The organism is Rothia mucilaginosa (genome assembly GCF_964210535.1).
GTDB classification, from domain to species: Bacteria; Actinomycetota; Actinomycetes; order Actinomycetales; family Micrococcaceae; genus Rothia; species Rothia mucilaginosa_F.
The window spans coordinates 95,918-118,356 of the sequence record NZ_CAXOMR010000002.1 but is presented as its reverse complement, the minus strand read 5'-3'; the positions used below and the strand labels follow the sequence as shown (position 1 = coordinate 118,356).

At 61.9% G+C, this 22,439-nt stretch carries 13 protein-coding genes; 4 read left to right on the top strand and 9 right to left on the bottom strand.

The window, feature by feature from the left end:
• Nucleotides 1-5 precede the first annotated feature (5 nt).
• The 6 genes from AB8C10_RS01695 to AB8C10_RS01670 form a co-directional block, all read right to left on the bottom strand.
• Nucleotides 6-686, bottom strand: a complete 681-nt coding sequence (locus tag AB8C10_RS01695) for a hypothetical protein (protein ID WP_368866632.1) — start codon at nt 684-686, stop codon at nt 6-8.
• A 144-nt stretch (nt 687-830) separates the two neighbouring features.
• Nucleotides 831-1,352 carry a hypothetical protein gene (locus tag AB8C10_RS01690; RefSeq protein WP_368866631.1) on the bottom strand — a complete coding sequence of 174 codons (522 nt, stop codon included), beginning with the start codon at nt 1,350-1,352 and terminating at the stop codon, nt 831-833.
• A 219-nt stretch (nt 1,353-1,571) separates the two neighbouring features.
• Nucleotides 1,572-3,938: a primosomal protein N' gene (locus tag AB8C10_RS01685; protein WP_368866630.1), complete on the bottom strand. Its 2,367-nt coding sequence runs from the start codon at nt 3,936-3,938 to the stop codon at nt 1,572-1,574.
• Nucleotides 3,939-3,971: 33 nt separating this feature from the next.
• Nucleotides 3,972-5,177: a methionine adenosyltransferase gene (gene metK / locus AB8C10_RS01680; RefSeq protein ID WP_005506182.1), complete on the bottom strand. Its 1,206-nt coding sequence runs from the start codon at nt 5,175-5,177 to the stop codon at nt 3,972-3,974.
• Nucleotides 5,178-5,352: 175 nt separating this feature from the next.
• Nucleotides 5,353-7,293, bottom strand: a complete 1,941-nt coding sequence (gene uvrC, locus AB8C10_RS01675) for an excinuclease ABC subunit UvrC (protein WP_368866629.1) — start codon at nt 7,291-7,293, stop codon at nt 5,353-5,355.
• Between the two features lie 164 nt (nt 7,294-7,457).
• Nucleotides 7,458-8,138 carry a lysophospholipid acyltransferase family protein gene (locus AB8C10_RS01670; protein ID WP_294640995.1) on the bottom strand — a complete coding sequence of 227 codons (681 nt, stop codon included), beginning with the start codon at nt 8,136-8,138 and terminating at the stop codon, nt 7,458-7,460.
• A 630-nt stretch (nt 8,139-8,768) separates the two neighbouring features.
• Between AB8C10_RS01670 and AB8C10_RS01665 the strand changes: the two genes are divergently transcribed.
• The 3 genes from AB8C10_RS01665 (at nt 8,769) to AB8C10_RS01655 (ending at nt 13,090) form a co-directional block, all read left to right on the top strand.
• Nucleotides 8,769-11,186: a nitric-oxide reductase large subunit gene (locus AB8C10_RS01665; protein ID WP_368866628.1), complete on the top strand. Its 2,418-nt coding sequence runs from the start codon at nt 8,769-8,771 to the stop codon at nt 11,184-11,186.
• Between the two features lie 2 nt (nt 11,187-11,188).
• Nucleotides 11,189-12,031: a transposase gene (locus AB8C10_RS01660; protein WP_049353133.1), complete on the top strand. Its 843-nt coding sequence runs from the start codon at nt 11,189-11,191 to the stop codon at nt 12,029-12,031.
• A gap of 285 nt (nt 12,032-12,316) precedes the next feature.
• A complete protein-coding gene (locus tag AB8C10_RS01655) occupies nt 12,317-13,090 on the top strand; it encodes a slipin family protein (RefSeq protein ID WP_005506196.1) in 774 nt (257 codons plus the stop codon).
• A gap of 416 nt (nt 13,091-13,506) precedes the next feature.
• Here AB8C10_RS01655 and AB8C10_RS01650 read toward each other — a convergent pair whose 3' ends face one another.
• From AB8C10_RS01650 to AB8C10_RS01640, 3 genes are all read right to left on the bottom strand, one after another.
• Nucleotides 13,507-15,261, bottom strand: a complete 1,755-nt coding sequence (locus AB8C10_RS01650; protein WP_236146119.1) for a bifunctional hydroxymethylpyrimidine kinase/phosphomethylpyrimidine kinase — start codon at nt 15,259-15,261, stop codon at nt 13,507-13,509.
• A 400-nt stretch (nt 15,262-15,661) separates the two neighbouring features.
• Nucleotides 15,662-17,410, bottom strand: coding sequence for an ABC transporter ATP-binding protein (locus tag AB8C10_RS01645; RefSeq protein ID WP_368866627.1), 1,749 nt, complete (start codon nt 17,408-17,410; stop codon nt 15,662-15,664).
• Nucleotide 17,411: 1 nt separating this feature from the next.
• Nucleotides 17,412-19,313: an ABC transporter transmembrane domain-containing protein gene (locus AB8C10_RS01640; RefSeq protein ID WP_368866626.1), complete on the bottom strand. Its 1,902-nt coding sequence runs from the start codon at nt 19,311-19,313 to the stop codon at nt 17,412-17,414.
• 444 nt (nt 19,314-19,757) lie between these two features.
• Between AB8C10_RS01640 and AB8C10_RS01635 the strand changes: the two genes are divergently transcribed.
• A complete protein-coding gene (locus AB8C10_RS01635) occupies nt 19,758-22,358 on the top strand; it encodes a DEAD/DEAH box helicase (RefSeq protein ID WP_368866625.1) in 2,601 nt (866 codons plus the stop codon).
• Nucleotides 22,359-22,439: the final 81 nt, after the last annotated feature.

The following is a 22,439-nucleotide window of genomic DNA, read 5'->3' as shown; positions in this document are numbered from 1 at the left end:
CAGAGTCACAAAGCTGACATCCACACCGGCGGGCTGGGTAATATTCGACCTGCCAATACTGTCACCACAAGCGGAAATCTCGCACCGGTCAGCCACATCAAGGCACTGCAACAAGGCGCCGGAATGTCGTTGCGGTCACTAGCGATAATGCTAATCGGGACCACACCACTACCCAAGCCATAGAAAAAACGAATCGGCTTCTTACCCGCCGCCGCACGACGACGCAGCAACTCATACCCCAGGTAGCCGCCCTGCGAATGGGCAATAATACCCACCGCATCGCTACGGGAACTCAAATCGTCCAGCTGACGATCCAGACGCGCATAAATACGCTCCAAATCGCGCGAATCCGGGCTGGTTGCCGTCTGAATCAGCTGCGTCGGAATAGCCTTCACCAGCGCCCACAGCTCACGGGCACGACGAGCCAAAACCCAGCCCACAATACCCAGAACAAGCACCGCCGCAAGACCCGTAAACGCACCCTGCGGAGTACCCAGGGACGCCACAAAAGCATCACGGAATGTCATCACAGCCATTACCGCCAGCACCAGCCACAGCGCCACATTCACGAACCGAGCCGTAGACCGCAGCAGGTGCCCGGCACGCTCACGCCAGGTCGCACCGGGGCGCTCATAGTAGAAGCAGAACATCAAAAACAGCGGCAAAACCGACACCAACCAGGGCAAATGCTCCTTCAACGGGCGGTAATGCCTGGGCCGCCAGAAGCCCTCCTGAAAGAGGAGGCTGCGGCGAGTGACCGTGCGAACCGGGCGCGGCTTCGGCTGAGGCAGGCGCGGAAGCTCAAGATTAGGCAACTCGATGTTCGGGAGCTATACCTTGGGAAGCTCAATTTTCGGCAGATCAATTTTCGGCAAATCAATCTTAGGGAGCTCCACTTTAGGCAGTTCCACCTTGGGTAACTCCACTTTGGGCAACTCAACCTTCGGAAGTTCAATTTTCGGCAGACTGATTCTTGTAGATTCTTTGGGCTCGGAGGCTTCGGCTGGTTCTTCCTGAGCGGAGTTCGCTTCAACCTGCGGGCTTTCCTCAGCCGGGTCGGCAGGGTTTGCAGGGTCGGCGGGGTACTCCGTGCGCTCAATCGTCAACGAATACGTCAACTCGCTGTGGTGGCTCGTCGGGCTCACCTCAGCGGCAGGCGGGAGGGTATCACCGTCAGGAATCACCTCAACACGAACCCGCGCAGAAGCCTCCGCGGCGGAGTTCTCTTCGGAGAGCGCGACAGAATCTGTGTTCAGCGCCAGCAGAGTCTGCACACTATGCGCCACAGGCTTGCCAAAATACGCGAGCGTCTCGCCGTGATTCTGGTAGCCGATACCGTGAACCAGCAGCACCGCCGCATCATGGTGCTGGCCCTTGCGGTGCAGGGCACTCTCGGATGCGCAGAAGCATACTCAGCCAGCCGTTGCTGCTCACCGTCAGGCAGCGCACTACCCTTCAGCAGATGAGGCACCTTCGACACGCCTCTCACCTCCTCGCCTCTGCGCACAACGCGCTCGCAAACCCGCGTGCCAACGCCCAACCCGGGGCAAAAACCGCCCCTCACTAGAACACTACAGTACGTCCAGACCGTCACAACGAATCTGAACTGGCCGCTCCCCCACGGTTTTCTTGAGGGCGGCCATCGTGGCGCGCGTAGCACGCAGCTCATGCGTCACCTGCTGGGCAATGCCGTACGAGAAGAACAACAGGGTACGCCAATCGCCCTGAACCGGCGCCTCCTCAGAATCCTCCTCAAGAGACTCCGACCAGGCAAAATACCCCTGATCCAGAGGAACCGGACCCACAATACGCAACTGCTCACGCACCCGCTCCGGCAACGCAGAAGAGCCCAAGAACTCCTCCATGAAGGCGCGAACATCCGCCTCCGCACCGGTCACCGCAGCCGTACGAACCGCCGGAGGCAGACCCGTCTGAGCGCGCTCCTCCAGCTCCCGGCGAGCAAACCACGCCGGATCCCAACGCACCAGCGCCTGCTCCACCGGCGACGGCGAAGCAGTCGTCACCACCGTGCCCTCAAGAGCCGCCGGACGAACCAACGCCGCCGCGTTCAACCAGCGACGCAACGCCGCCTCCGGGGCACGCAACGAATCAAAACGAAGCATCTTATCAGCGTCCAAAAGAAGCGCCGCCGCATAGCCGCCAAAAGCCACCGGCTCAGCACCCGGAGTCGCCACCACCAACGCAGGCTCAGGACCAACCGACGCCCGCACATGGTCACCCGCCGAAGAAATCACCGGAACATTCGGGAACGCACGACCCAACTCCTCAGCAGTACGAGTCGCACCCGCCGCCGAATAACGCCAATGCGTAAAACCGCACTCAGAACAACGCCACTGCTGCGCCAAATGACCGCACCACGAACACGACGGAACCGACGAACCCGAAGCCACCGACAAAGGTCCACTACACTCGCCACAACGCGCCGGCATGCGGCAACGCTCGCACGAAAACGACGGAATATAACCGCTACGCGCCACCTGCACCAACACAGGACCACGCGCCAACGCCCGACGAGCATGCTCAAACGCCAAGTGAGGAATACGCGCCATCGCCGCCAACGGGTCACGCGCCAACTCAAACTCCGAACCTGTCGAAAAAATACGCGGCGAATAATCACGCACCAACGCACGCGGCGCACGCACATGAGACGCCCAGCGGGTACGCACCAGACGCGCCGCCTCACTACTCATGCTGAACCCGGCAAACAGCGCCGCAGTATTCTCAGCAGAAGCACGCAGAAGCAACACATCACGGGCATGACAATACGGGGCGTGCTGCTCCACCAGCGAAGAATCGCCGTCATCCCAGCACACCACCAGGCCCAGGTTCGCCACCGGCGCGTATGCGGCGGCGCGGGTACCAATCACCACCGGAACCTGCCCCAAACGAGCCTTCACAAAACCGTGATAGCGAGTATGCGGAGTCGAATCAGAACTCAAACGCACAAACGAGTCAGCGGGCAGACGCTCGGCGAGCGCCGCCTCCAGAAGATCCAGGTTCTTAGCGGTCGGAACCACCGCAATAGCGCCGCGACCGCTGGCAGCAGCAGCCGCGAGTGCGGTCGCCAAAACATCCGCCCACGTGTGCTCCAGGTGGCCGGGAAGAACCGTCATCACGGCGCGGGTCGCGGCACCGGCGGCAACATCTTCAATGAACTCCGCGCCGTTCTCGTAATCGGAGAAGACGGAGGCGGCATCCGGCGCGTCCGGGTTCAGCGCCGGCGGGTCCAGCACGAAGGGTGCGAGCGCGCCGGGGGTGGCAAGCCACGCGTACGGGTCGGTATCGCTGGAGGTGGCGGAGGCGGCAGAAGGCTCAGATTCCGCGCTCTCGGGGGCATCGGAAGTGCTTACCGGGGCAGAATCACCCAAATACGCCGACTCATAACCCGGCAGAAGGGGCGCGTACTTCTTATCCAGCGCGGCAATGCGCGGCGGCACCGCCAGGCGCAGCACGTTCGCCACCGTGGAGGCGTAACGGTCAGCAAGCGCCTCGGCAAGCGCAAAAATTTCGGGCGCAACAGAGGGCACACGCGACAGCACCGACTTGAGCGGCAGCAGCGAGGTGCGCGTCCAATCAGTCGTGGCGGCGCGCTCCTCAATGTAACCGGTCAGCTCGTGACCGTTGAACAGCACACGCACGCGAGCGCCGGGCACCGCATCCTCACTCAGCTCAGCGGGCACGCGGTAATCAAACGTGCGGTCCACCTGCGGCAGAGTGCTATCCACACGCACACGCGCCACAGGGTTCGGCACGCCGCTCGCCTCCAACTCGGCGGCAACGTTTACCGGCTCCGGGGCGGCAGGAATCAGGGCATCACGAAGAGCAGGAAATCCCTGCAACAGGTCAAGCTGTTGCAGGGATTCCTGCTGAGCACCCAACGGTGCCGAAGAGTTCGATTCAGAACTGCTCTGAGTCACCCGAATCAGCGTGCTCCTCTACCCTGACAGATATTAGGAGGAGGACACTGCCGAACGCAGTGCATCCACGCGGTTCAGGCGCTCCCAGGTGAATTCCGGCTCGGTACGACCGAAGTGGCCGTGAGCTGCGGTCTTCTTGTAAATCGGGCGGCGCAGATCCAGTTCGTTAATGATTGCCAGCGGGCGCAGGTCGAAGACCTCACGCACAGCCTTCTCAATCTTGATCGGGTCGACCTTCTCGGTGCCGAAGGTTTCAACGTACAGACCGACCGGCGCTGCCTGGCCGATAGCGTACGCAACCTGAACCTCGGCGCGGTCAGCCAGACCGGCACCCACAATGTTCTTCGCAACCCAACGCATTGCGTACGCTGCGGAACGGTCCACCTTCGACGGGTCCTTACCGGAGAACGCGCCACCACCGTGACGAGCCGAACCACCGTAGGTGTCCACAATGATCTTGCGGCCGGTCAGGCCCGCGTCACCCACGGGACCACCCTGAACGAAGCGGCCAGCGGGGTTCACAATGAACTTAGCGTTGGAGGAATCCAGCTCGACGCTACCCAGAACCGGTGCGATAACGTGCTTCTCAATGTCTGCACGCAGGTCAGCCAGGTCGTAGCTTGCGGTGTGCTGGCTCGAAACAACGACGGTGTCCACGGAGACAGGCACGTTGTTCGAATCGTAGCCGAGGGTCACCTGAGTCTTGCCGTCGGGGCGCAGCTCGGTCAGCAGGCCGTCCTTACGGACCTTGGTCAGACGCTCAGAGAGGCGGTGCGCCAGCCAAATCGGGGCGGGCATCAGCACGTTCGTCTCGTTCGAAGCGTAACCGAACATGATGCCCTGGTCGCCCGCACCCTGGCGGTCGTACTCGTCAGCAGCGATGCCCTGACGAACCTCGAGGGACTCGTACACGCCGGCGTTAATGTCCGGGGACTGCTCGCCAATGGACACGGACACGCCGCAGAACTCGCCGTCGAAGCCGCGGGTCGAGGAATCGTAGCCGATACCCAGAATGGTCTCGCGCACGATGGAGGGGATTTCGACGTAGCTGGAGGTGGTCACCTCGCCCGCAACGTGCACCTGCCCGGTGGTTACCATGGTCTCCACAGCAACGTTCGCTGCGGGATCCTGGGCGATGATGCCGTCGAGGATGGCGTCAGAAATCTGGTCACAAATCTTATCGGGGTGGCCTTCAGTCACCGACTCGCTGGTGAATAGGCGCAGATGGTTATTACTCACGGTTTCCACTCTACTGGTTGAGGGCGCGCGAAGATAGCGCGCTCGTAATGATGACGGTTTCCTTCAATTATGACACGTTTGTTAAGCGCTATTACGAGGCGGGGTGCTGCGTTCACACCCCGGGCGGGCCTTCACTCAGCGCTAGCAGGCACTTAGGCCAACGCCAGCCAGGGGATTAGGCAAGCACCGCCAGAATCTTCTGAGCCAACGCCGGACCAATACCCGGCACCGCCGTCAGCTCCTCGGCGCTCGCCTGCTTAATCTGAGCCACCGACCCGAAGTGCTTAATCAGCGCGGATCGCTTCACCTCGCCTAGACCGGGCACCTCATCCAGGGCGGAGGCGACCATCGCCTTACCGCGCTTAGAACGGTGGAAGGTGATAGCGAAACGGTGCGCCTCATCGCGGATGCGCTGCACCAGGTACAGCGCCTGCGAAGTACGCGGTAGTACGACCGGGTAGTCGTCGTCCGGTAGCCACAGTTCCTCCAGGCGCTTAGCGATGCCGGCAACGTACACATCCGTAATGCCCAGGTCGCTCAACGCGGCGGAGGCGGCAGCCACCTGAGGCGGGCCGCCGTCCACGAGCACCAGGTTCGGCGGGTAGGCGAACTTCGCAGGCTCAGGCGTGGAGGCGTCAATCTCGCCGGAGTGCACGGGCGCGGCTTCGCGTTCTGCCTGCTGCGCCAGGTGCCTCTTGAAACGGCGGGTAATGACGTCATACATGCTGGCGGTATCGTCACGCGCGGCGTCGCCGGTAATGCTGTAGGTGCGGTAGGCGTTCTTTGCGGGCATGCCGTCCTCAAAGACAACCATGGAGGCGACCACGTTCGTGCCCTGCACATGCGAAATGTCGTAGCACTCGATGCGCAGCAGCGGGTCCGGTAGTTCCAGCGCTTCCTGCAGCTCCACGAGGGAGGCGCTGCGCGTGGTCAAATCACCGGCACGGCGGCTCTTGTGCAGGGTCAGCGACTGGCGCGCATTCTCGGCAACCGTCTTCATGAGTTCTGCCTTGTCGCCGCGCTGCGGGACGCTAATCTCCACGGGCCCGCCGCGCACCTCCGCCAGCCAGGACGCCAGCTGCTCCTTATTCTCGGGCTCCACCGGCACGAGCACGGAACGCGGAATATCGTAGCTGTTCAGGCTCTTCTCGGCGTCCTTCTGGGAGGCGAGGCTCGCCGCAATATCGCTGTACACCTGCGCGATGAGCTGCTCGATGAGCTGTGCGTCGGTGCTGTCGTTGACCTTCTCCACGATCCAGCCGCGCTGGCCGCGGATCCTGCCGCCGCGCACGAAGAACACCTGAACGGACGCCTCCAGGTCGTCCTCAGCGTAGGCGAACAGGTCGGCATCCACGGTCGCGCCGAGCACCACGGCGTTACGCTCAAACGCCTTAGTCAGCGCGGCAATATCGTCACGAAGAATCGCGGCGCGCTCAAAGTCCATATCAGCGGCGGCGGCCTTCATTTCTGCGGTCAACTGGGCGATATGCTTCTCAGCGCCACCACCCATAAACCGGGTCAGCCCGCGCGCCAACTCGCGGTGCTCCTCGGCGCTAATCTTGCCCACGCACGGCGCCGCGCACTTATCGATATAGCCGAGCAGGCAGGGCCGGCCACTATTCTTCGCGCGGTTAAACACGCCGTTCGTGCAGGTACGCACCGGGAAAACGCGCAGTAGCGCATCCAGGGTTTCACGAATCGCCCACGCCTGCGAGTACGGCCCAAAATAGCGCACGCCCTTACGGCGCTCGCCGCGAGTGACCATCGCGCGCGGGTACACGTCATTGACGGTAATCGCCAGGTACGGGTACGACTTATCGTCGCGGAACGCAATGTTGAAGCGCGGCGAAAACTCCTTAATCCAGGTGTATTCAAGCTGCAGCGATTCCATCTCGCTCGCCACCACGGTCCACTCCACGCTCGCCGCTGTATGCACCATCGCGTAGGTCTTCGGGCTCAGCGTCTGCGGGGACGCAAAATAGCTGTTGAGGCGGTTGCGCAGGTTCTTCGCCTTGCCCACGTAGATGACGCGGCCGTCGGCATCGCGGAAACGGTAAACGCCCGGGTCGGTGGGGATTTCGCCGGGGGCGGGGCGGTAGCTGGAAGGCTCTGCCATGGGTACTTTCTCCTCGCTCAACTGGGGCTCTCTACTGGGCTGCCGGGGTCATCTCAGGCTCGCGCATACGACAAACCGCGCATCCTACACCCATCTCCCCCAAAGCGCGGGGGCCGGTGCGTGAATGCGCGGTTTAAGTCTACGCGGTATAGGCGGCGAGTGCCCTAGCCTGCGTCACGTGCGGCTGAGGGCGAAACGTTGTATTCGTGCTTGCGTGCCTGACCGGACAGCTGAGCAATCTCATCCATGATCGCGTCGGTGGTGACGCGGCGCTGCTTGCCGGTCATCTTCTCGCCGGTCTTCTCAAAGTAGAGCGGCTTACCTACACGAATCGTGAAGCGGCGCGGGTAAATCATGTTCGAGCCGGGCTTCTGCAGGCGGTCGGTGCCAATCAGACCAACCGGAACCACGGGCGCGCCGGTCATGTGCGCCAGCCACGCCACACCAATCTTGCCGCGGTACAGGTAGCCGTCGCGGGAGCGGGTGCCCTCGGGGTAAATGCCGAAGACCTTACCCTCCTGCAGCTTCTCCAGGGCAATATCGAGCGCCTTGAGCGATTCGGAACGGTCGGAGCGGTTCACGGGAATGATGTCCACGGCTTCGAAGAATGCCTTCATCATCTTGCCGCGCGGGCCGGGAGTGTTCACGTACTCAGCCTTGGCGAGGAACGCCACGCGACGCGGCATCATGGCAGAAATAATGATGGAGTCCAGGAAGGACAGGTGGTTGGAGGCGACAATCACCGGGCCGGTGGCGGGGAAGTTTTCGAGTCCGGTCACGCGGGCGCGGAAGACGGTGCGCAGGATTCCGGTGACTGCTTTCTGGGTGGATTTGTAGAGAAGCACGTGAACTCTCCTGAGGTGCCGATAGATTGCGGGCTGTGGCGGCGGTCCGCCGTGGATGCGGGGCGAGTGACCCCTTCTGAATATACGCCGCCAAAGAGCACAAAATCTGTACTGCGGTAACCTGTGCCGCAAAAAATTTGTACTGTGTTTAGTAGCGTCGGGTTTTATTATTCCACACCCGAGTGTAGGCACGTGAGGGGTGCCGCGCTCCCCTTCCACATGCTGGGATGCGCCTCCCGCCCAGGTTCCTGCGAGAACCCCGGCAGGAGCTCGAGTAGGAGCCTGAGTAAAAGCCCCGATTGAGGGAGTCTGCGCAGCTTCCACCCCGGCGCCTCCTCCCCCGCTACAGGCGAGGAAGTGGCACGGAAGCTAAGGGTTCAACCTCAACGTAATATTTCAGGTTTTCGGCCTTATGATTACTGATTTCCCCGCCAAATAGCCGTGTCACATTATGACGCTACGTCAGCAAAGTTTCGTAAATGCGCATTTAATATGCAAAAATGAGAGCAGGGTGGGCTGTCGCACCTCCCTCAAGGACGATTCACCCTGAACATAGTGAGCCGCCCCTCCAGCGGATGTGCGTCGGGACCACTCCACCTACAAATTCCACGCACACTGGAGACATACACTATGGCTACAAAACCCGTCTCGCGTGCGCAGGCAGCAAAGATTGCCCGCCGCTCAGACACGGTCGGTGCCTATGCCGGAAAAGGCTGGGTACAGGCTGTTGCGTTTGTGATGCTCCTGGGCTTCACCATCATGGCAGTCCTTGCAATGCGCACCTACGCACTCTCCATGCCGCTCCCCGACAAAATCGTCGGCAACGACGGCAAAACTATCGCAACCCAAGAACAGATCCTGCACGGTCAGGAACTGTTCCAGGGACGCGGCCTGCAGCAGTACGGATCCGTTCTGGGTCACGGTGCCTACCTCGGCCCCGACTACACTGCAGAATACCTGCGCCTGACCACCGATGCTGCCGTCAAGGAGTACCGTGAACAGGGCAAGCAGGACCCCCGCGAACTCGTAAAGAACGAGTGGCGCAAGGAGAACAAGTACGACGAGCAGACTAAGACCATCACCTGGTCCGCTGGTGAGACCAAGGGCTACCAGCTCATGCTCAAGCACTACCGCGAAACCCTGATGAAGGGTGACACCTCGCAGGGCCTGTTCCCCAACGCCATTAAGAACGACGAAGAACTGCACGACATCGTCGCTTTCTTCGGCTGGACCGCATGGGCATCGGCGGCAGACCGCCCCGACCAGCCCTACTCCTACACCAACAACTGGCCCTCCGAACCCAACGTGGACAACAAGCCCACCGCGGATCTGATGGTCTGGTCGGCACTCTCCCTGATTGCCCTCATCGGTGGTACCGGTCTGATGTTCGCCATCTACGGCCGCTGGTCCCGCGCTATCGGCTGGCACGCGGAAGAGGCACCCGTCCTCGACTTCCGTCAGCCCGACGAAGTTCGCCTGACCCCCTCGCAGAAGGCAGCCTGCCTGCTCTTCGCAACGATCCTGGTGCTGTTCCTGCTGCAGGCTCTGGTGGGTGCGCTCACCGAGCACTACCGTGAAGAACTCACCGGATTCTTCGGTATCGACATGGGCCAGTTGCTGCCCTACACGGTATCCCGAACCTGGCACCTTCAGCTCTCCCTCTTCTGGACCGCAGGCGCGTTCCTGGCGGGCGGTATCTTCATCGCCCCGCTGATTACCCGCCGCGAACCCAAGAAGCAGGGTCCGCTCACCTATGTTCTCATCGGCGCCGTGGTCTTCGTGGTCCTCGGCTCGCTGCTGAACGAATGGTTCTCTCAGAAGGGCCTCATCCCCAAGGAATTCACCGGCTTCTTCTCGCAGCAGTGGGAGTTCCTGGACCTGCCGCGATTCTTCCAGATCCTGCTCACCGCGGGTATGTTCATCTGGATCGTCATCGTCTGGCGTACCCTCTCCGCTCGCCTGAAGGGCTCGAAGAAGACCTCCCTGCCGTGGCTGTTCCTCTTCTCCGGCCTCGCCATCCCCATGTTCTACGCGGTCGGCCTGCTCGCAGGTCAGCGTACTCACGTGACCGTCGCCGAATTCTGGCGATTCTGGGTGGTTCACCTCTGGGTGGAGGACTTCCTCGAACTTTTCACCACCGTCATGGTGGCGTACATCTTCGTGCTGCTCGGCGTGGTCCGCGAGCGCATCGCGATCTCCATCATCATGATGGACGCCGTGCTCTACTCCGTCGGTGGTGTAATCGGTACTCTGCACCACACCTACTTCGTCGGTACCCCCTCCGAGCAGATGGCATTCGGTGCGTTCTTCTCGGCTGCTGAGGTTATCCCGCTGACCTTCCTGACCGTTGAGGCGTGGGGCTTCATGCAGCTGGGTGCTCGCCAGTACTCCAACCGCACCAAGCCTTTCCCGCACCGTTGGGCTGTTATGTTCCTGATTGCTGTGGGCTTCTGGAACTTCCTCGGCGCGGGTGTGTTCGGCTTCCTGATTAACCTGCCGATCGTGTCCTACTTCGAGATTGGTACGGCGCTGACCGCAAACCACGCACACGCATCCATGATGGGTGTGTACGGTATGCTCGCGATTGCGTTCGCGGTGTTTGGTCTGCGCTACCTGCTCCCTGAGGACAAGTGGCCTGAGAAGGGTCTGAAGTTCTCCTTCTGGACCCTGAACATTGGTCTGCTGTGGATGTCCTTCATCTCGCTGCTGCCGCTGGGTATTGCTCAGCTGTACAAGTCCGTGGGTGAAGGCTACTACGAGGCTCGTTCCTTCGCGTTCATTCACGACGGCGCTTCCGCCGTGATGGGTTGGATGCGTATGCCTGGTGACGTCATCTTCCTGGTCGGCATTATCCCGCTGATTAAGCTGGCTCTGCTGGGTATCAAGGAGATCTTCTCCAAGAACGCTAAGGAAACCGTCCTGGAGCTGCCCGAACCGCCGCTGTACGAGGTGGTTGAGGACGCTCGCATCGCAGAGTTCGCCGGCGCTAAGGCTGCCGAGGAACTGCCCGAGCAGACCAGCCCCTACCGTAGCGATCGTCGAGGCTAACCATGCCTGAGCAGATTGCTGGAGTTTCTTTCCTCGTGTGGCTGGCCTGCGTGTACGCGCTAGGCCTGGTCGCCGTGGGTTGGGGCTTCGATATTCTCGCCAAGCGCACCAGCCAGCGCATGGTGGCGGCGCGAACCTTCGGGTTCACCTACCACGAAGAGAGCGACGCGTGGCTCTGCCCCGAAGACCAGTGGCTGTGGGCGACCGCATTCGACTCGGATAACCGAGTGATGCGTTACCGCGCCAAGCCCAGCGTGTGCAACACCTGCCCGATTAAGGACAGCTGCACCGTCTCGGCGAACGGCCGCGAGCTCACCCGTGAAGTGGACGAATGGCCCTACTCCGAGTCGGGTCGTTTCCACCGCGGGCTGGCGGTTGCTGTCTCGTTGCTGGGCGTGGTCATGCTGATTGGTGCCGCCATCGTCTGGCACTCCCCGCTGGAGCTTCTGGTGGAGGGTGCCGCCGCGGTGGTCTGCCTGTCGCTGACCTACCCGCTGGCTGTGAAGCTCATGCGTTCCCCCGCGAACTTCGAGAACGATCCGAAGCATATTCACGCATCCACCGCTGACGAATCGGTGAACGTGAAGATGGACCGTTTCGCGGCGAAGTGGGGTGGCGTGTCGAATGAGCGTAAGCGCCGTACCGAGCAGACCCGCAAGCAGATGATTGCGGAGGCAACCCTGCCGGTTCGTACCTCTGCCCTCGACCCGGACCGCCCCGCATGGAGCGGTACCGGCACCTCGGTTAAGCGACTGCACAAGACCACGAATGAGGTCCTGCAGGAGCAGAACCTGGCTGAGGTTGAGGCTGCCGAAAAGCTGGCAGAGCAGATGGCGAAGAAGTAGCGCTGCACAAGTTTTTCCGTTCCGGCGGCTGACCGGTCGATTGGTCCCGTCTGTTGGCTTCGACGGCCACCCTGCATGGAATTCTCTTTTATTCCTCTTTTGAGTTTTCCATGCGGGGTGCCGCTAAAGCACCGACCGCCGCGATGTACGCCGGGACGGAAAATTCCCCTCCCAAAACTCCCCCCCCCAGCCCGGTTACCGGGCACCCCCTACTACCTGCACCGTACGAGGCGCGGGCAGGTGGGCACACATACCGTCCTCCCCCAATATTTGTGAAGGAAAACCATGGATCCCGTCACTCTGGCAACTATCCTCATCCCAGTTGCCGTCATTGTTCTTTTTATTCTGATTCGTATGTTCCGCGTCATCCCCGAATACGAGCGTGGCATCTCTTTCCGCTTCGGTCACCTGCGTTCGGAGCTGAAGCCCGGCCTGAACGTCGTCTTCCCCCTCGTTGACTCCCTGCAGCGCGTTGATATGCGTGTTATCACCCTGACCATTCCCCCGCAGGAAGTCATCACCAAGGACAACGTTCCCGCCCGCGTGAACGCCGTGGTTCTCTTCCGCGTGACCAACGCCAAGAACGCCGTGCTCGAGGTCGAGAACTACCCGATTGCCACCAGCCAGATCGCGCAGACTACCCTGCGTTCCCTGCTCGGCCGCGTTGACCTGGACACCCTGCTCGCACACCGCGAGGACCTGAACGAGGACCTGCGTTCCATCATCGGTTCGCGCACCGAGCCGTGGGGTATTCAGGTGGAGCTCGTCGAAATCAAGGACGTTGAGATTCCCGAGGCTATGCAGCGCGCCATGGCTCGCGAGGCTGAGGCTGAGCGTGAGCGCCGTGCAAAGATCATTTCGGCACGCGGTGAGCTGGAGGCCTCCAGCGAGCTGAAGGAAGCATCCGACATTCTGAGCCAGTCCCCCGCTTCCCTGCAGCTGCGTTACCTGCAGACCCTGCTGGAGCTGGGTGCCGACCAGAACTCGACCGTGGTCTTCCCGCTGCCCATGGACGTGATTGGTCCGCTCGTGGGCGCGCTCAAGGGTGAGAGCAAGTAGGCGCTTCTCCCCTAGCCTGACGCACTAGCCGCGGCGGCTGATTCGCAGCGGTTAGACATATAGAAATATCCCGTGCAGATGAGAGTATCTGCACGGGATATTTCTATGCCGAACATTCTTCGCGAAAGCTAGAAGGAAGGCGTTTGGCCCGCCGCGGGGGTTGGATGAGGTGGTTGCGACGGGCCAAACTGGTCGGTTACACGCCGTAGAGGTGCGGGCGCGGCAGGTACATCAGCCAGTTGGGTGAGGGCCGGAATCCTGCCGCAAACGGTTTTCACCGACGCCTTAAGCATAACCGGCACAACCACCGAACCGTCGGTAGCTTGAGTGAAGCATCAATCACCCATCTCACGCCATGCCGGGGCGGTATTCAGCCCAAAAATCGGCGCCTATCATCTAGCGCAGCGCCCGGCAAACTAACGCAATGCTCGGTGCGCCTGGTCAAAGAACTCACGCTCGTACACGCACGCCGACAGGTACGCCCGCGCCGCGCGCACACGCTGAGCCGGTGAAGCCGTCTCAAACGCACGCTCCACCTCCGCGAGGCTACGCGCCACCTCCGCGGCGAACTCTTCGCCACCGTACATGCTCAGCCACTCCGCGTACGGGTGGTCCGCGTGATTCTGCGAGGAGAGCACAGCGCCCACCTCTTCGTACAGCCAGTAGCAGGGCAAGATAGCGGCGGCACCGACCACGTAATCATCACCGGCGGCGGAGGCACGCAGGAAATTCGTGTACCCCATCGTAATCGGCGAGGGGCCACCCAGACGCGCACGGTTCGCCAGCCAGCCCTCGTGCAGCTGCGATTCGGCGGCAATCGCCTCATGCGCACCGGCGGCCCAGTGCACCTGCGCCTCAGCGGTGTCAGCACGCGCCGAGAGAGTCGCGAGCGCACGCGAATAATCACGCAGGTAGAGGGCATCCTGGTCCAGGTAGAAGGCGAACAGGTCCTCGTCGAGGGTGCCATCACCGAGGGCACGCACGAAGGGCAGGTCCAGGATCTGGTGCCAGGTTTCGCCACCGGCTGCCCAGAGGGCGGCGGTCCAGGGTCCGGCGGGCTTTACGACGGCTTCACCGGCGGGCACGGGGCTGACCGGCAGCAGACGCTCCGGGCTGGTGCCGTCCAGAGTATTGCCCTCAGAGTCGGTGGTGGCGAGCAGGTGATGCCACGGGTATGCGGAGGCGGCAGCCTCCAGGCGGCGGGCACGGGCGGCGTGGTCCACCGGGCCGTGGCCCTCACCGGAGCCGACCTGTAGCCCGGCACCTGCGGCAATGGATTCGTGGAGCCAGCGGGTGCTCCACTGCAGGGCGCGGTGGGTGTCTTCGCTGGTCAGAACGCTCTGCTCTGCGGTGTGTTCTGCGACTTCGGCGTGCTGGAGCAGCTCCACTCCCAGGCGGGTTGCCAGCGAAGAGGATAGGGAGCATCCGGTGCCGTGCGTATTGCGGCTGTCCAGACGCGGGGTGCGCACGTGCGCGCAGGTGCCGTCCGGGAAGACCGCGGTGTTACCGGCGTCCTGACCACACAGGTGGCCGCCCTTCACAATCACGGTAGTTCCGGTCGCCGCCGCAAGGTTCGCCGCCTGCTCGTGCGCCTCATCGAAAGTCTGAGCGGGCTCCTTCTCACAGAGCACGGCAAGCTCCGGAATGTTCGGGGTAATCACATTCACGAGCGGCACGAGATCGCGCAGCGCCTGCTCCGCTTCCGCCTGCAGCAAGCGGTCACCGCTAGAAGCAATCATGACCGGGTCGAGCACAACCACGGGCACCGGATGCTCGCTCAGCCAGGTGCGGACGGTGCGGATCGTGTCTGCGTCGCCGAGCATGCCGATTTTCACGGCGTCAACCGTGACGTCATCAAAAACGGCGGCAAGCTGCGCGGTCAAAAATTCCAGGGGCGGGGTGAACACTTCACGAACCCCGCACGTGTTCTGGGCGACCAGTGAGGTGGTCACACACATGCCGTAACCGCCGGATGCGGCAATGGACTTGAGGTCCGCCTGGATACCTGCACCGCCGGAGGGGTCGGTTCCCGCAATGGAGAGAACCCTCGGCACCCGAGCTGTCTGGGGTACCCCGGATGCTCCGGAGGCGCTCGCGCCGGGTGCAGGGTTGGAGAGGGTCGAGGGGTTGGAGGTGGGTGCGCACGAGGGCGCGGTAGGCTGCTCTGCCATGATCGATAATCCCTTCGCTAGTTCGAACTAGAGCAGGTTCAATGGGTGATTCTCTCAGCCTTGAGTGTTATTACGCCGTTTCGTGCGCCCGCTGTGCTGTAGCTCTTCGCTGTGCCGTAGCCCTTCGTTGGGCGGTCAGTTGGGCGGGTTAGCGGGTCGCGGGCGTCTCAAGGCACCCCATATCGCTCTGCCAGGTTATCACAATGATTCTCCGTAGCTAAAAGTTCTGCGGGTAACAAGTGAATCTCTCCGAAATTTTCGTTTGAGTCTTGCACTCTTGCGAGTGCTCCCGCCGCCGATTTCAGTGCACCCTTGTACGGAAACCACCCGTTAAACACGTAGTGCCCGGCACCGCTTCACACGGTACCGGGCACTATCAGCCGGGCACTATCAGCCGGGTTTAGGTCAGGGCGAAAATCTCTGCCGGTGAACCCTCCGCAATGATCCTACCCTCGTGCAGCAGGACCGCGCGGTCAGCCAGCGAGGCGATACGCGCATCGTGCGAAATGATCAGCACCGCACGGTTCGCCAGCACGGCGCTCAGGGACTCGGTTGCGTCCGCGAGCTCCAGCTGGGTGGTGGACTCGTCCAGAATCACGGCGTGCGGGTCAGCAAGCACAATACGTGCCAGCGCCAGCTGCTGAATCTGGTCGCGGGTCAGCGGCGAATCCGCGCCGCTCACGACAGTATCCATGCCCTGCGGCAGGTCGCGCCACCAGCGGGCACCGATAGCGTCCAGTGCCTCGCCCATCTGCTCGACGGTTGCATCCGGCACGACCACCGTAAAGTTATCGGCGAGAGTACCGAAGAAGACGTGCGCTTCCTGGGTGCAGACCAGCAGGCGCGGGCGGCCATCGGCGGCGGCATCGGTCGGGAAGTCGCCGTGACCGACCGGGCGGCCCATCACGGTGATGGTGCCTTCCAGGGCGGTCAGCGAACCACCAATCAGACGAGCCAGGGTGGTCTTACCCGAACCGGAACGACCCACCAGGGCAAGTGCCTCACCGCGGCGAATCTTCAGGTTGATACCTTCCAGAACGAGGGCGTCCGGCGAGTAGCCGTAGGAGACGTCGGTGCAGTCAATGGCGTACTCCGGGTTCTTCACGGCTTCATCAGATACGGCGGCGAACGCTTCGGCACGGTGCTGTGCACGCGCCTCACGCTGCTTCTTCGCCAGGGAGACCACACCGAACACACGACCCATGTTCACCAGCATGATGCGCAGGCTGCTGACGTGGTGGTTCAGCATGTCGGCGAGGACTCGCAGGCTGAAAACCATGACCGAGGCGGTCGCCACGGCGCCCCAGCTTGCCCAGCCGAGAGCCACGCAGGCGGCACCCCAGAGCATACACAGAATCGTGGGGATCCAAGCGTTAATAGCGTCCACGGTGAAGTACAGCTGGCGGATGCGCACCATGCCCAGCTGCGCGGCGAACTGGCGCTTGTTCTCACCGGCGAAGGCGTCTTCGCGGGCGGCATGAACGCCCAGCTCACGGATCGTGGAGGTGCCGCGAATGTTCTCGGTCAGCACGCTGTTGAGGTCGCTCACGCGCTCCTGGGCGGTCTGGTTGCGTGCCGCCATGAGCGGCAGCATCTTCGACATGATGAGGGCAAGACCGGCAATCATGGGCAGCATGATCAGGCCCATTGCCGGGCTCACAACCGCTAGCGAGATGGTGGAGATAATGAAGTACAGCACCACGTAGATTGCGCCGAGCAAATCCTCGCTGACGGACTTGGCTGCCGAGGACAGGTCGTCGGTCACGCGGGTGAGCAGGTCGCCGCTGCCGGCTTCTTCCACGGTGCGTGCGTCCAGGTCGAGGGTGCCGTCGAGGGTGTCCTGGTTGGCGTCACGGGTGACGAGCGCACCCAGTCGCGCCGCACTGTACGAGGAGACCATAAGGGTTATCGCCTGCACAATGAACGCCGCCAGGATAATCAGAATCGGCTGCCACGGGTAGCTGGAGAACTTGCCCGCCACCACGTCGTCCACGGTGGCACCAATCTGCAGGGGCACCACCGCACCCATGAGGGTGCTGACCATGTAGATGACGAAGGTGTAGAGGGCCCGCCCCTTATGCGCTGCGAGGTAGTTCCACATGCGGCGTGCCACGTAGGCGGGGCTTTCGATGGGGAGCTGCTTTGCCATGCTAGTTCACCTCCTGATTCTGAGTGGTTGCGGGGGTTTCTGCCTGAGCGACGGGGTAGCCGTCGCGTTCCATGCGGCGGGTCGTCTCCGCGGTCGTGGAGACAACGTAGACCTGCTCCAGATCCTGCAGCAGGCCGGGGTAGCCGACGGGCAGGCGGTCGCTACCGACCTGGGTTTCCATCGCATCGTAGATGTAGCGCTGGCTGGGTTCGTCCACGGAGTTCAGCGGCTCGGTCAGAATGAGCACCTGCGCGTCCTGTGCGAGTGCGCGGGCGAGTGCCAGACGCTGACGCTGACCACCCGAGAGGTTCGCTCCTTCGCTGGTGATGCGGGCGGCGAAGTAGTCTTCGGGGTTGCGTCCGCCCAGTCGGTAGGCGATTTCGCGGGAGTCGGTAATCTTCAGCAGTTCCTCATCCTTTGCCTGTGCCAGCTCCTCGTCGGGATTCGGCACGGTGCCCAGGCGCAGGTGCTCCTGCAGGGTTCCAGCGAAAATCATGGGGTTGGGTTCGCTCAGCAGCACGCGGCGGCCGGAGGCATCCTTGAGGTCCTCTCCCCCGTGTCGCAGGGTGCGGGCAAGCGCCTCAGCGTAGTCTTGCGCGGTGAGGTTGTAGTCGCGCGGGTTGACGTACACGATGCGCGGGTTGCTTGCACCGGCGGGGGCGACGGGTACGGGCACCTCCAGGGTGCTTGCTTCGACTGTCTGTTCGACGCGTGCCAGCTGCGCCATTTCTTCGTCGGTGCGCGGGCTCTTCAGCACGCCCTGGCGTACGCCCGCGTGGCCTTCGAGCCGGGCGACCTTGGCGAGCGCAATCTTGGCGTAGCGCCATTCCGTCAGAAAGTTCTGGGTAATCCAGATGGGGCCACCCATCATCGCAATAATGGAGGCGACGGTCACCAGGGACGCGGCGGGGGTGTCGGAGACCCAGCGGCCATTTTCGACATGGCCGGTGAGGGCGAAGCCGACGCCGAGCAGGGTCACGGCACCGCCGAGCAGCGCGCGGATGAGGAACATCCAGCGGTGCGTCTTTTCATAGCGCATGTAGCTGTCGAAAACTTCGTCGGTACCGCGGTGGTAGCGTTCACGCATCTGTTCTTCGGCACCGAGGCCGGCGATGGTGCGCAGACCGGTGGCGATGTCGGAGGCGCGTGAGGAGGCTTCGCCATCCTTCTCACGGTATTCGCCAATCTTGGATTCGAGGAAGGACGAGTACCAGGCAATCACGCCGACCACGATGAGCGTACCGATGAGGGTGACAATCGCGGTGACGGGGTTGATGAGCCAGAGCTGCACGGCACCGAGGGTCGCGATAATCATGGCATTGACGAATAGCGGCAGTGAGAAGTAGACGGCCGTGATGCGGCGTACGTCTTTGTTCATGACGGTGACTGCTTCACCCGCATCAACGGTTGTGCGGGTGCGTCCCATGAGCCGGTTGATATAGATGCGCCAGTCGCGGCCGAGTTCCGCGCTGAGGGTCATGGAGGTACCCCAGCCGAAGAACTCGTTAATCACGATGAAGGTGATGGATGCGACGACCACCCAGAACATGGGCCAGGCGTCGGGGGCTTTGCCAGCGATGTGCTGGTTGATGAATTGACCCACCATGACGGGGATCAGGATTGCGCCGATGCCTGCGGTGGTTTCACCCACGACGGGGATTGCCCAGCGGTGCCAGGGGTATTTGTATCCGGGTGCGGTGACTCGCAGGGCGAGGCGCTTTTTGAGGGCTTCCTCTTCGGCCTTGCGCTGTTCGCTACCGGTTACTTCCTGTGCAGCTTTTTTCTGCGCAGTTTTCTTCTGAGCGGCTTTTTCCTGCGTGGTTTTGTTATGCATGGATTCTTCATGCGTAGCTTCTTCACGCGCGGCGTTTTCTTGTGCCTTGTCAGCGTTGTATTCAGTCATTCAACGTCTCTCCTTTCTCTTACCCTATTCCTTTATCAATGTGGCACGCAACACTATTTGCACCATAGATGGGCGTGTCGTCATTTATGCAACGTATTTTGGAGTTTGTATCAGCCGCTCAACATGCACCGACATCAATCGGCGGATTCTGCATCTACGCGGTAATCTATGCGGCTTGGAGGCCTACGTTTTCGACCTTCTGAGCACCAGGTTTTTGCACCACTGCACTTTTAGTGCTTTGTTCTACACTACACGAATTTGGGGAATTCCCGCGTTAGCGCGGCACCGCGCCTCCCGAACGCCCTATAAACGCCCCGCGAAGGAACCGCAACCACCCTGCAAAGATGCAGTGAACACCCCGCAAGCACTCCGCGAGTACCCTGTTGTTCCCTCGTAACGATAACGCCCCCGCGCCCGCGCTATTCCCGATAGACTGGAATCCTCATGAGTATTTTGAATTTTCTTTCTTCCACGCTGGGCGAGAATCCCGGCGACTACAATCGACGCGATTTTAAGGGCAACCCCCTCACCGCCGAAGAAATCTATGATTCCTTCACCGAGTGGATTTCGACCCGCGGCATGACCCTGTACCCCGCCCAGGACGAGGCCGTTCTGAGCATTGCCGCCGGACATAACGTGGTGCTGGCAACCCCGACCGGTTCCGGTAAGTCCACTGTGGCTGTTGCCGCGCATTTTACGGGCCTGGCGACCGGTCAGCGCTCCTACTACACCGCCCCCATTAAGGCGCTGGTGTCTGAGAAGTTCTTTGACCTGATTAATATTTTTGGTGCCGAAAACGTGGGCATGATTACCGGCGACTCCGCCATTAATACGGAGGCGCCCATTATCTGCTGCACCGCGGAAATTCTCGCCAATATTGCCCTGCGCGAGGGCAAGGATGCGGACCTCTGCCAGGTCATTATGGACGAGTTCCACTTCTACTCCGACCCGCAGCGCGGCTGGGCGTGGCAGCTTCCCCTGTTGGAGCTTCCGCAGGCGCAGTTCCTGCTGATGAGCGCGACCCTGGGCGATACGACTCGCTTCCAGGAGGAGATGACGGCACTGACCGGCCGCGAGAGCGACCTGGTGGCGCACTCTGAGCGTCCCATTCCGCTGCATTTCTACTACTCCACCACCCCGGTTCAGGAAACCGTGCAGGAGCTCGTGCAGACCAAGCAGACTCCGGTCTACATTGTGCACTTCTCGCAGAAGGCGGCGCTGGAGCAGGCGAACGCGCTGCTGTCGGTGGCTATTGCCTCGAAGGAAGATAAGGAACGCATCGCGGAGCTGATTGCGAAATTCCGTTTCGGTCCGGGCTTCGGTAAGGCACTGAATAAGCTGGTGCGTGCCGGTATCGGTATTCACCACGCGGGCATGCTGCCCAAGTACCGCCGCCTCGTGGAGCAGCTGGCTCAGGAGGGTCTGCTCAAGGTGATTTGCGGTACCGACACCCTGGGTGTGGGTATTAACGTGCCGATCCGTACCGTGCTGATTACGGCGCTGTCGAAGTTTGACGGTGCCCGTAGCCGCCGTCTGCGTGCCCGCGAGTTCCACCAGATCGCTGGACGCGCCGGCCGCGCCGGTTTTGATACCGCCGGCACCGTGGTGGTTCAGGCACCCGAGCACGATATTGAGAACGCTCGCCTGCTGGCTAAGGCTCAGGCGAAGTTCGGTGACGACACCAAGCGCATTAACCAGTCGCTGTCCTCCAAGCGTAAGAAGGCGCCGGAAGGGTTCGTTGGCTGGTCCGAGAAGACCTTCAAGCAACTGGTAGAAGCCGCCCCGGAGCCGCTGACCTCCTCCTTCGACATCACCCATTCGATGCTACTGAACCTGATGCACCGCCCAGAGAACCCGGTCATTGCCGCGTACCGCATCATTCAGGAGAACCACGAGAGCCCCGCGCGCCGCCGCGAGCTGCTGCGCAAGGCAATCGGCATCTACAAGGAACTGCTGACCGGCGGCGTGATCGAGCGAACCAACACCCCGGACGAGCACGGCTCCTACCTGCGCCTGACCGAGGACCTGCAGGATAACTTTGCCCTGAACCAGCCGCTGTCCGCTTTTGCGGTCGCCGCGCTGGAACTGCTCGACCCCGAATCCCCCAGCTACGCACTGGACGCGCTCTCCCTCATTGAGGCGACCCTGGATTCGCCGAACCAGGTGCTGTACGCGCAGGAACGCAAGGCGAAGAACGAACTGTCGGCACAGCTGAAGGCGGACGGTGTGGACTACACCGAACGCATGAACGAGCTGGACAAGGTCACCTACCCGCAGCCCCTGGCGGAGCTCATCGATCAGGCGTACACGACCTACAAGCAGTCCGCACCCTGGGTGGCTCGTTTTGAACCGCGCCCCAAGTCGATTGTGCGTGACATGTACGAACGCGCAATGGGCTTCAACGACTTCGTGCAGTTCTACTCGCTGGAACGCGCCGAGGGCGTGCTTCTGCGCTACCTCTCTGACGCGTACAAGGCACTGCGACACACCATCCCCGATTCTGCCGTGACTGACGAGCTCGACGACATCATCGAGTGGCTCGGCGAGCTGGTACGCCAGACCGACTCCTCCCTGGTGGACGAATGGGAGAAGCTGGCTGCCGGCGAAGACACCGCAACCATTGCGGCCGAGCACGCCTCCATCGAGGAGGAAGAGCCTCCCGCCGTGACGAAGAACCTGCGCGCCTTCCGCGTGATGGTACGCAACGCCCTCTTCCGCCGCGTGGAGCTCTTCGCTGACGAGCGTGACCGTGCCCTGGGCGCCCTCGACGAATGGTGCGGCTGGGATGCCGACCGCTGGGCAGACGCCATGGACGACTACTTCGACACCTACGACGACATCTACACGGACGCCGACGCGCGCTCGCCTCGTCTGGTCAGCATGGATGAGGACACCGCCGCTCACCCGGGCGTGTGGAAGGTTCAGCAGAGCTTCGCCGACCCCGAAGATAACTTTGACTTCGGTATTCGTGCCGAGGTTGATCTGGCGGCATCCGATGAGGCGGGTTACCCGGTGCTGAAGATCCTGAGCGTGGGCGAGTTCTAAGGCTCCGTCTGAGGCTCTGATTGAGACTCCGCCCGAGGCTCTGCCACGATGTTGCCCGTAGTGGGCTAGAATACAGAGTAT

Excerpts from the sequence above, each read along its gene's own strand:
- uvrC (WP_368866629.1), bottom strand. The coding sequence starts at position 7,293 with ATGGCAGAGCCTTCCAGCTACCGCCCCGCCCCCGGCGAAATCCCCACC.
- AB8C10_RS01665 (WP_368866628.1), top strand. The coding sequence starts at position 8,769 with ATGGCTACAAAACCCGTCTCGCGTGCGCAGGCAGCAAAGATTGCCCGC.
- AB8C10_RS01660 (WP_049353133.1), top strand. The coding sequence starts at position 11,189 with ATGCCTGAGCAGATTGCTGGAGTTTCTTTCCTCGTGTGGCTGGCCTGC.
- AB8C10_RS01655 (WP_005506196.1), top strand. The coding sequence starts at position 12,317 with ATGGATCCCGTCACTCTGGCAACTATCCTCATCCCAGTTGCCGTCATT.
- AB8C10_RS01650 (WP_236146119.1), bottom strand. The coding sequence starts at position 15,261 with ATGGCAGAGCAGCCTACCGCGCCCTCGTGCGCACCCACCTCCAACCCC.
- AB8C10_RS01645 (WP_368866627.1), bottom strand. The coding sequence starts at position 17,410 with ATGGCAAAGCAGCTCCCCATCGAAAGCCCCGCCTACGTGGCACGCCGC.
- AB8C10_RS01640 (WP_368866626.1), bottom strand. The coding sequence starts at position 19,313 with ATGACTGAATACAACGCTGACAAGGCACAAGAAAACGCCGCGCGTGAA.
- AB8C10_RS01635 (WP_368866625.1), top strand. The coding sequence starts at position 19,758 with ATGAGTATTTTGAATTTTCTTTCTTCCACGCTGGGCGAGAATCCCGGC.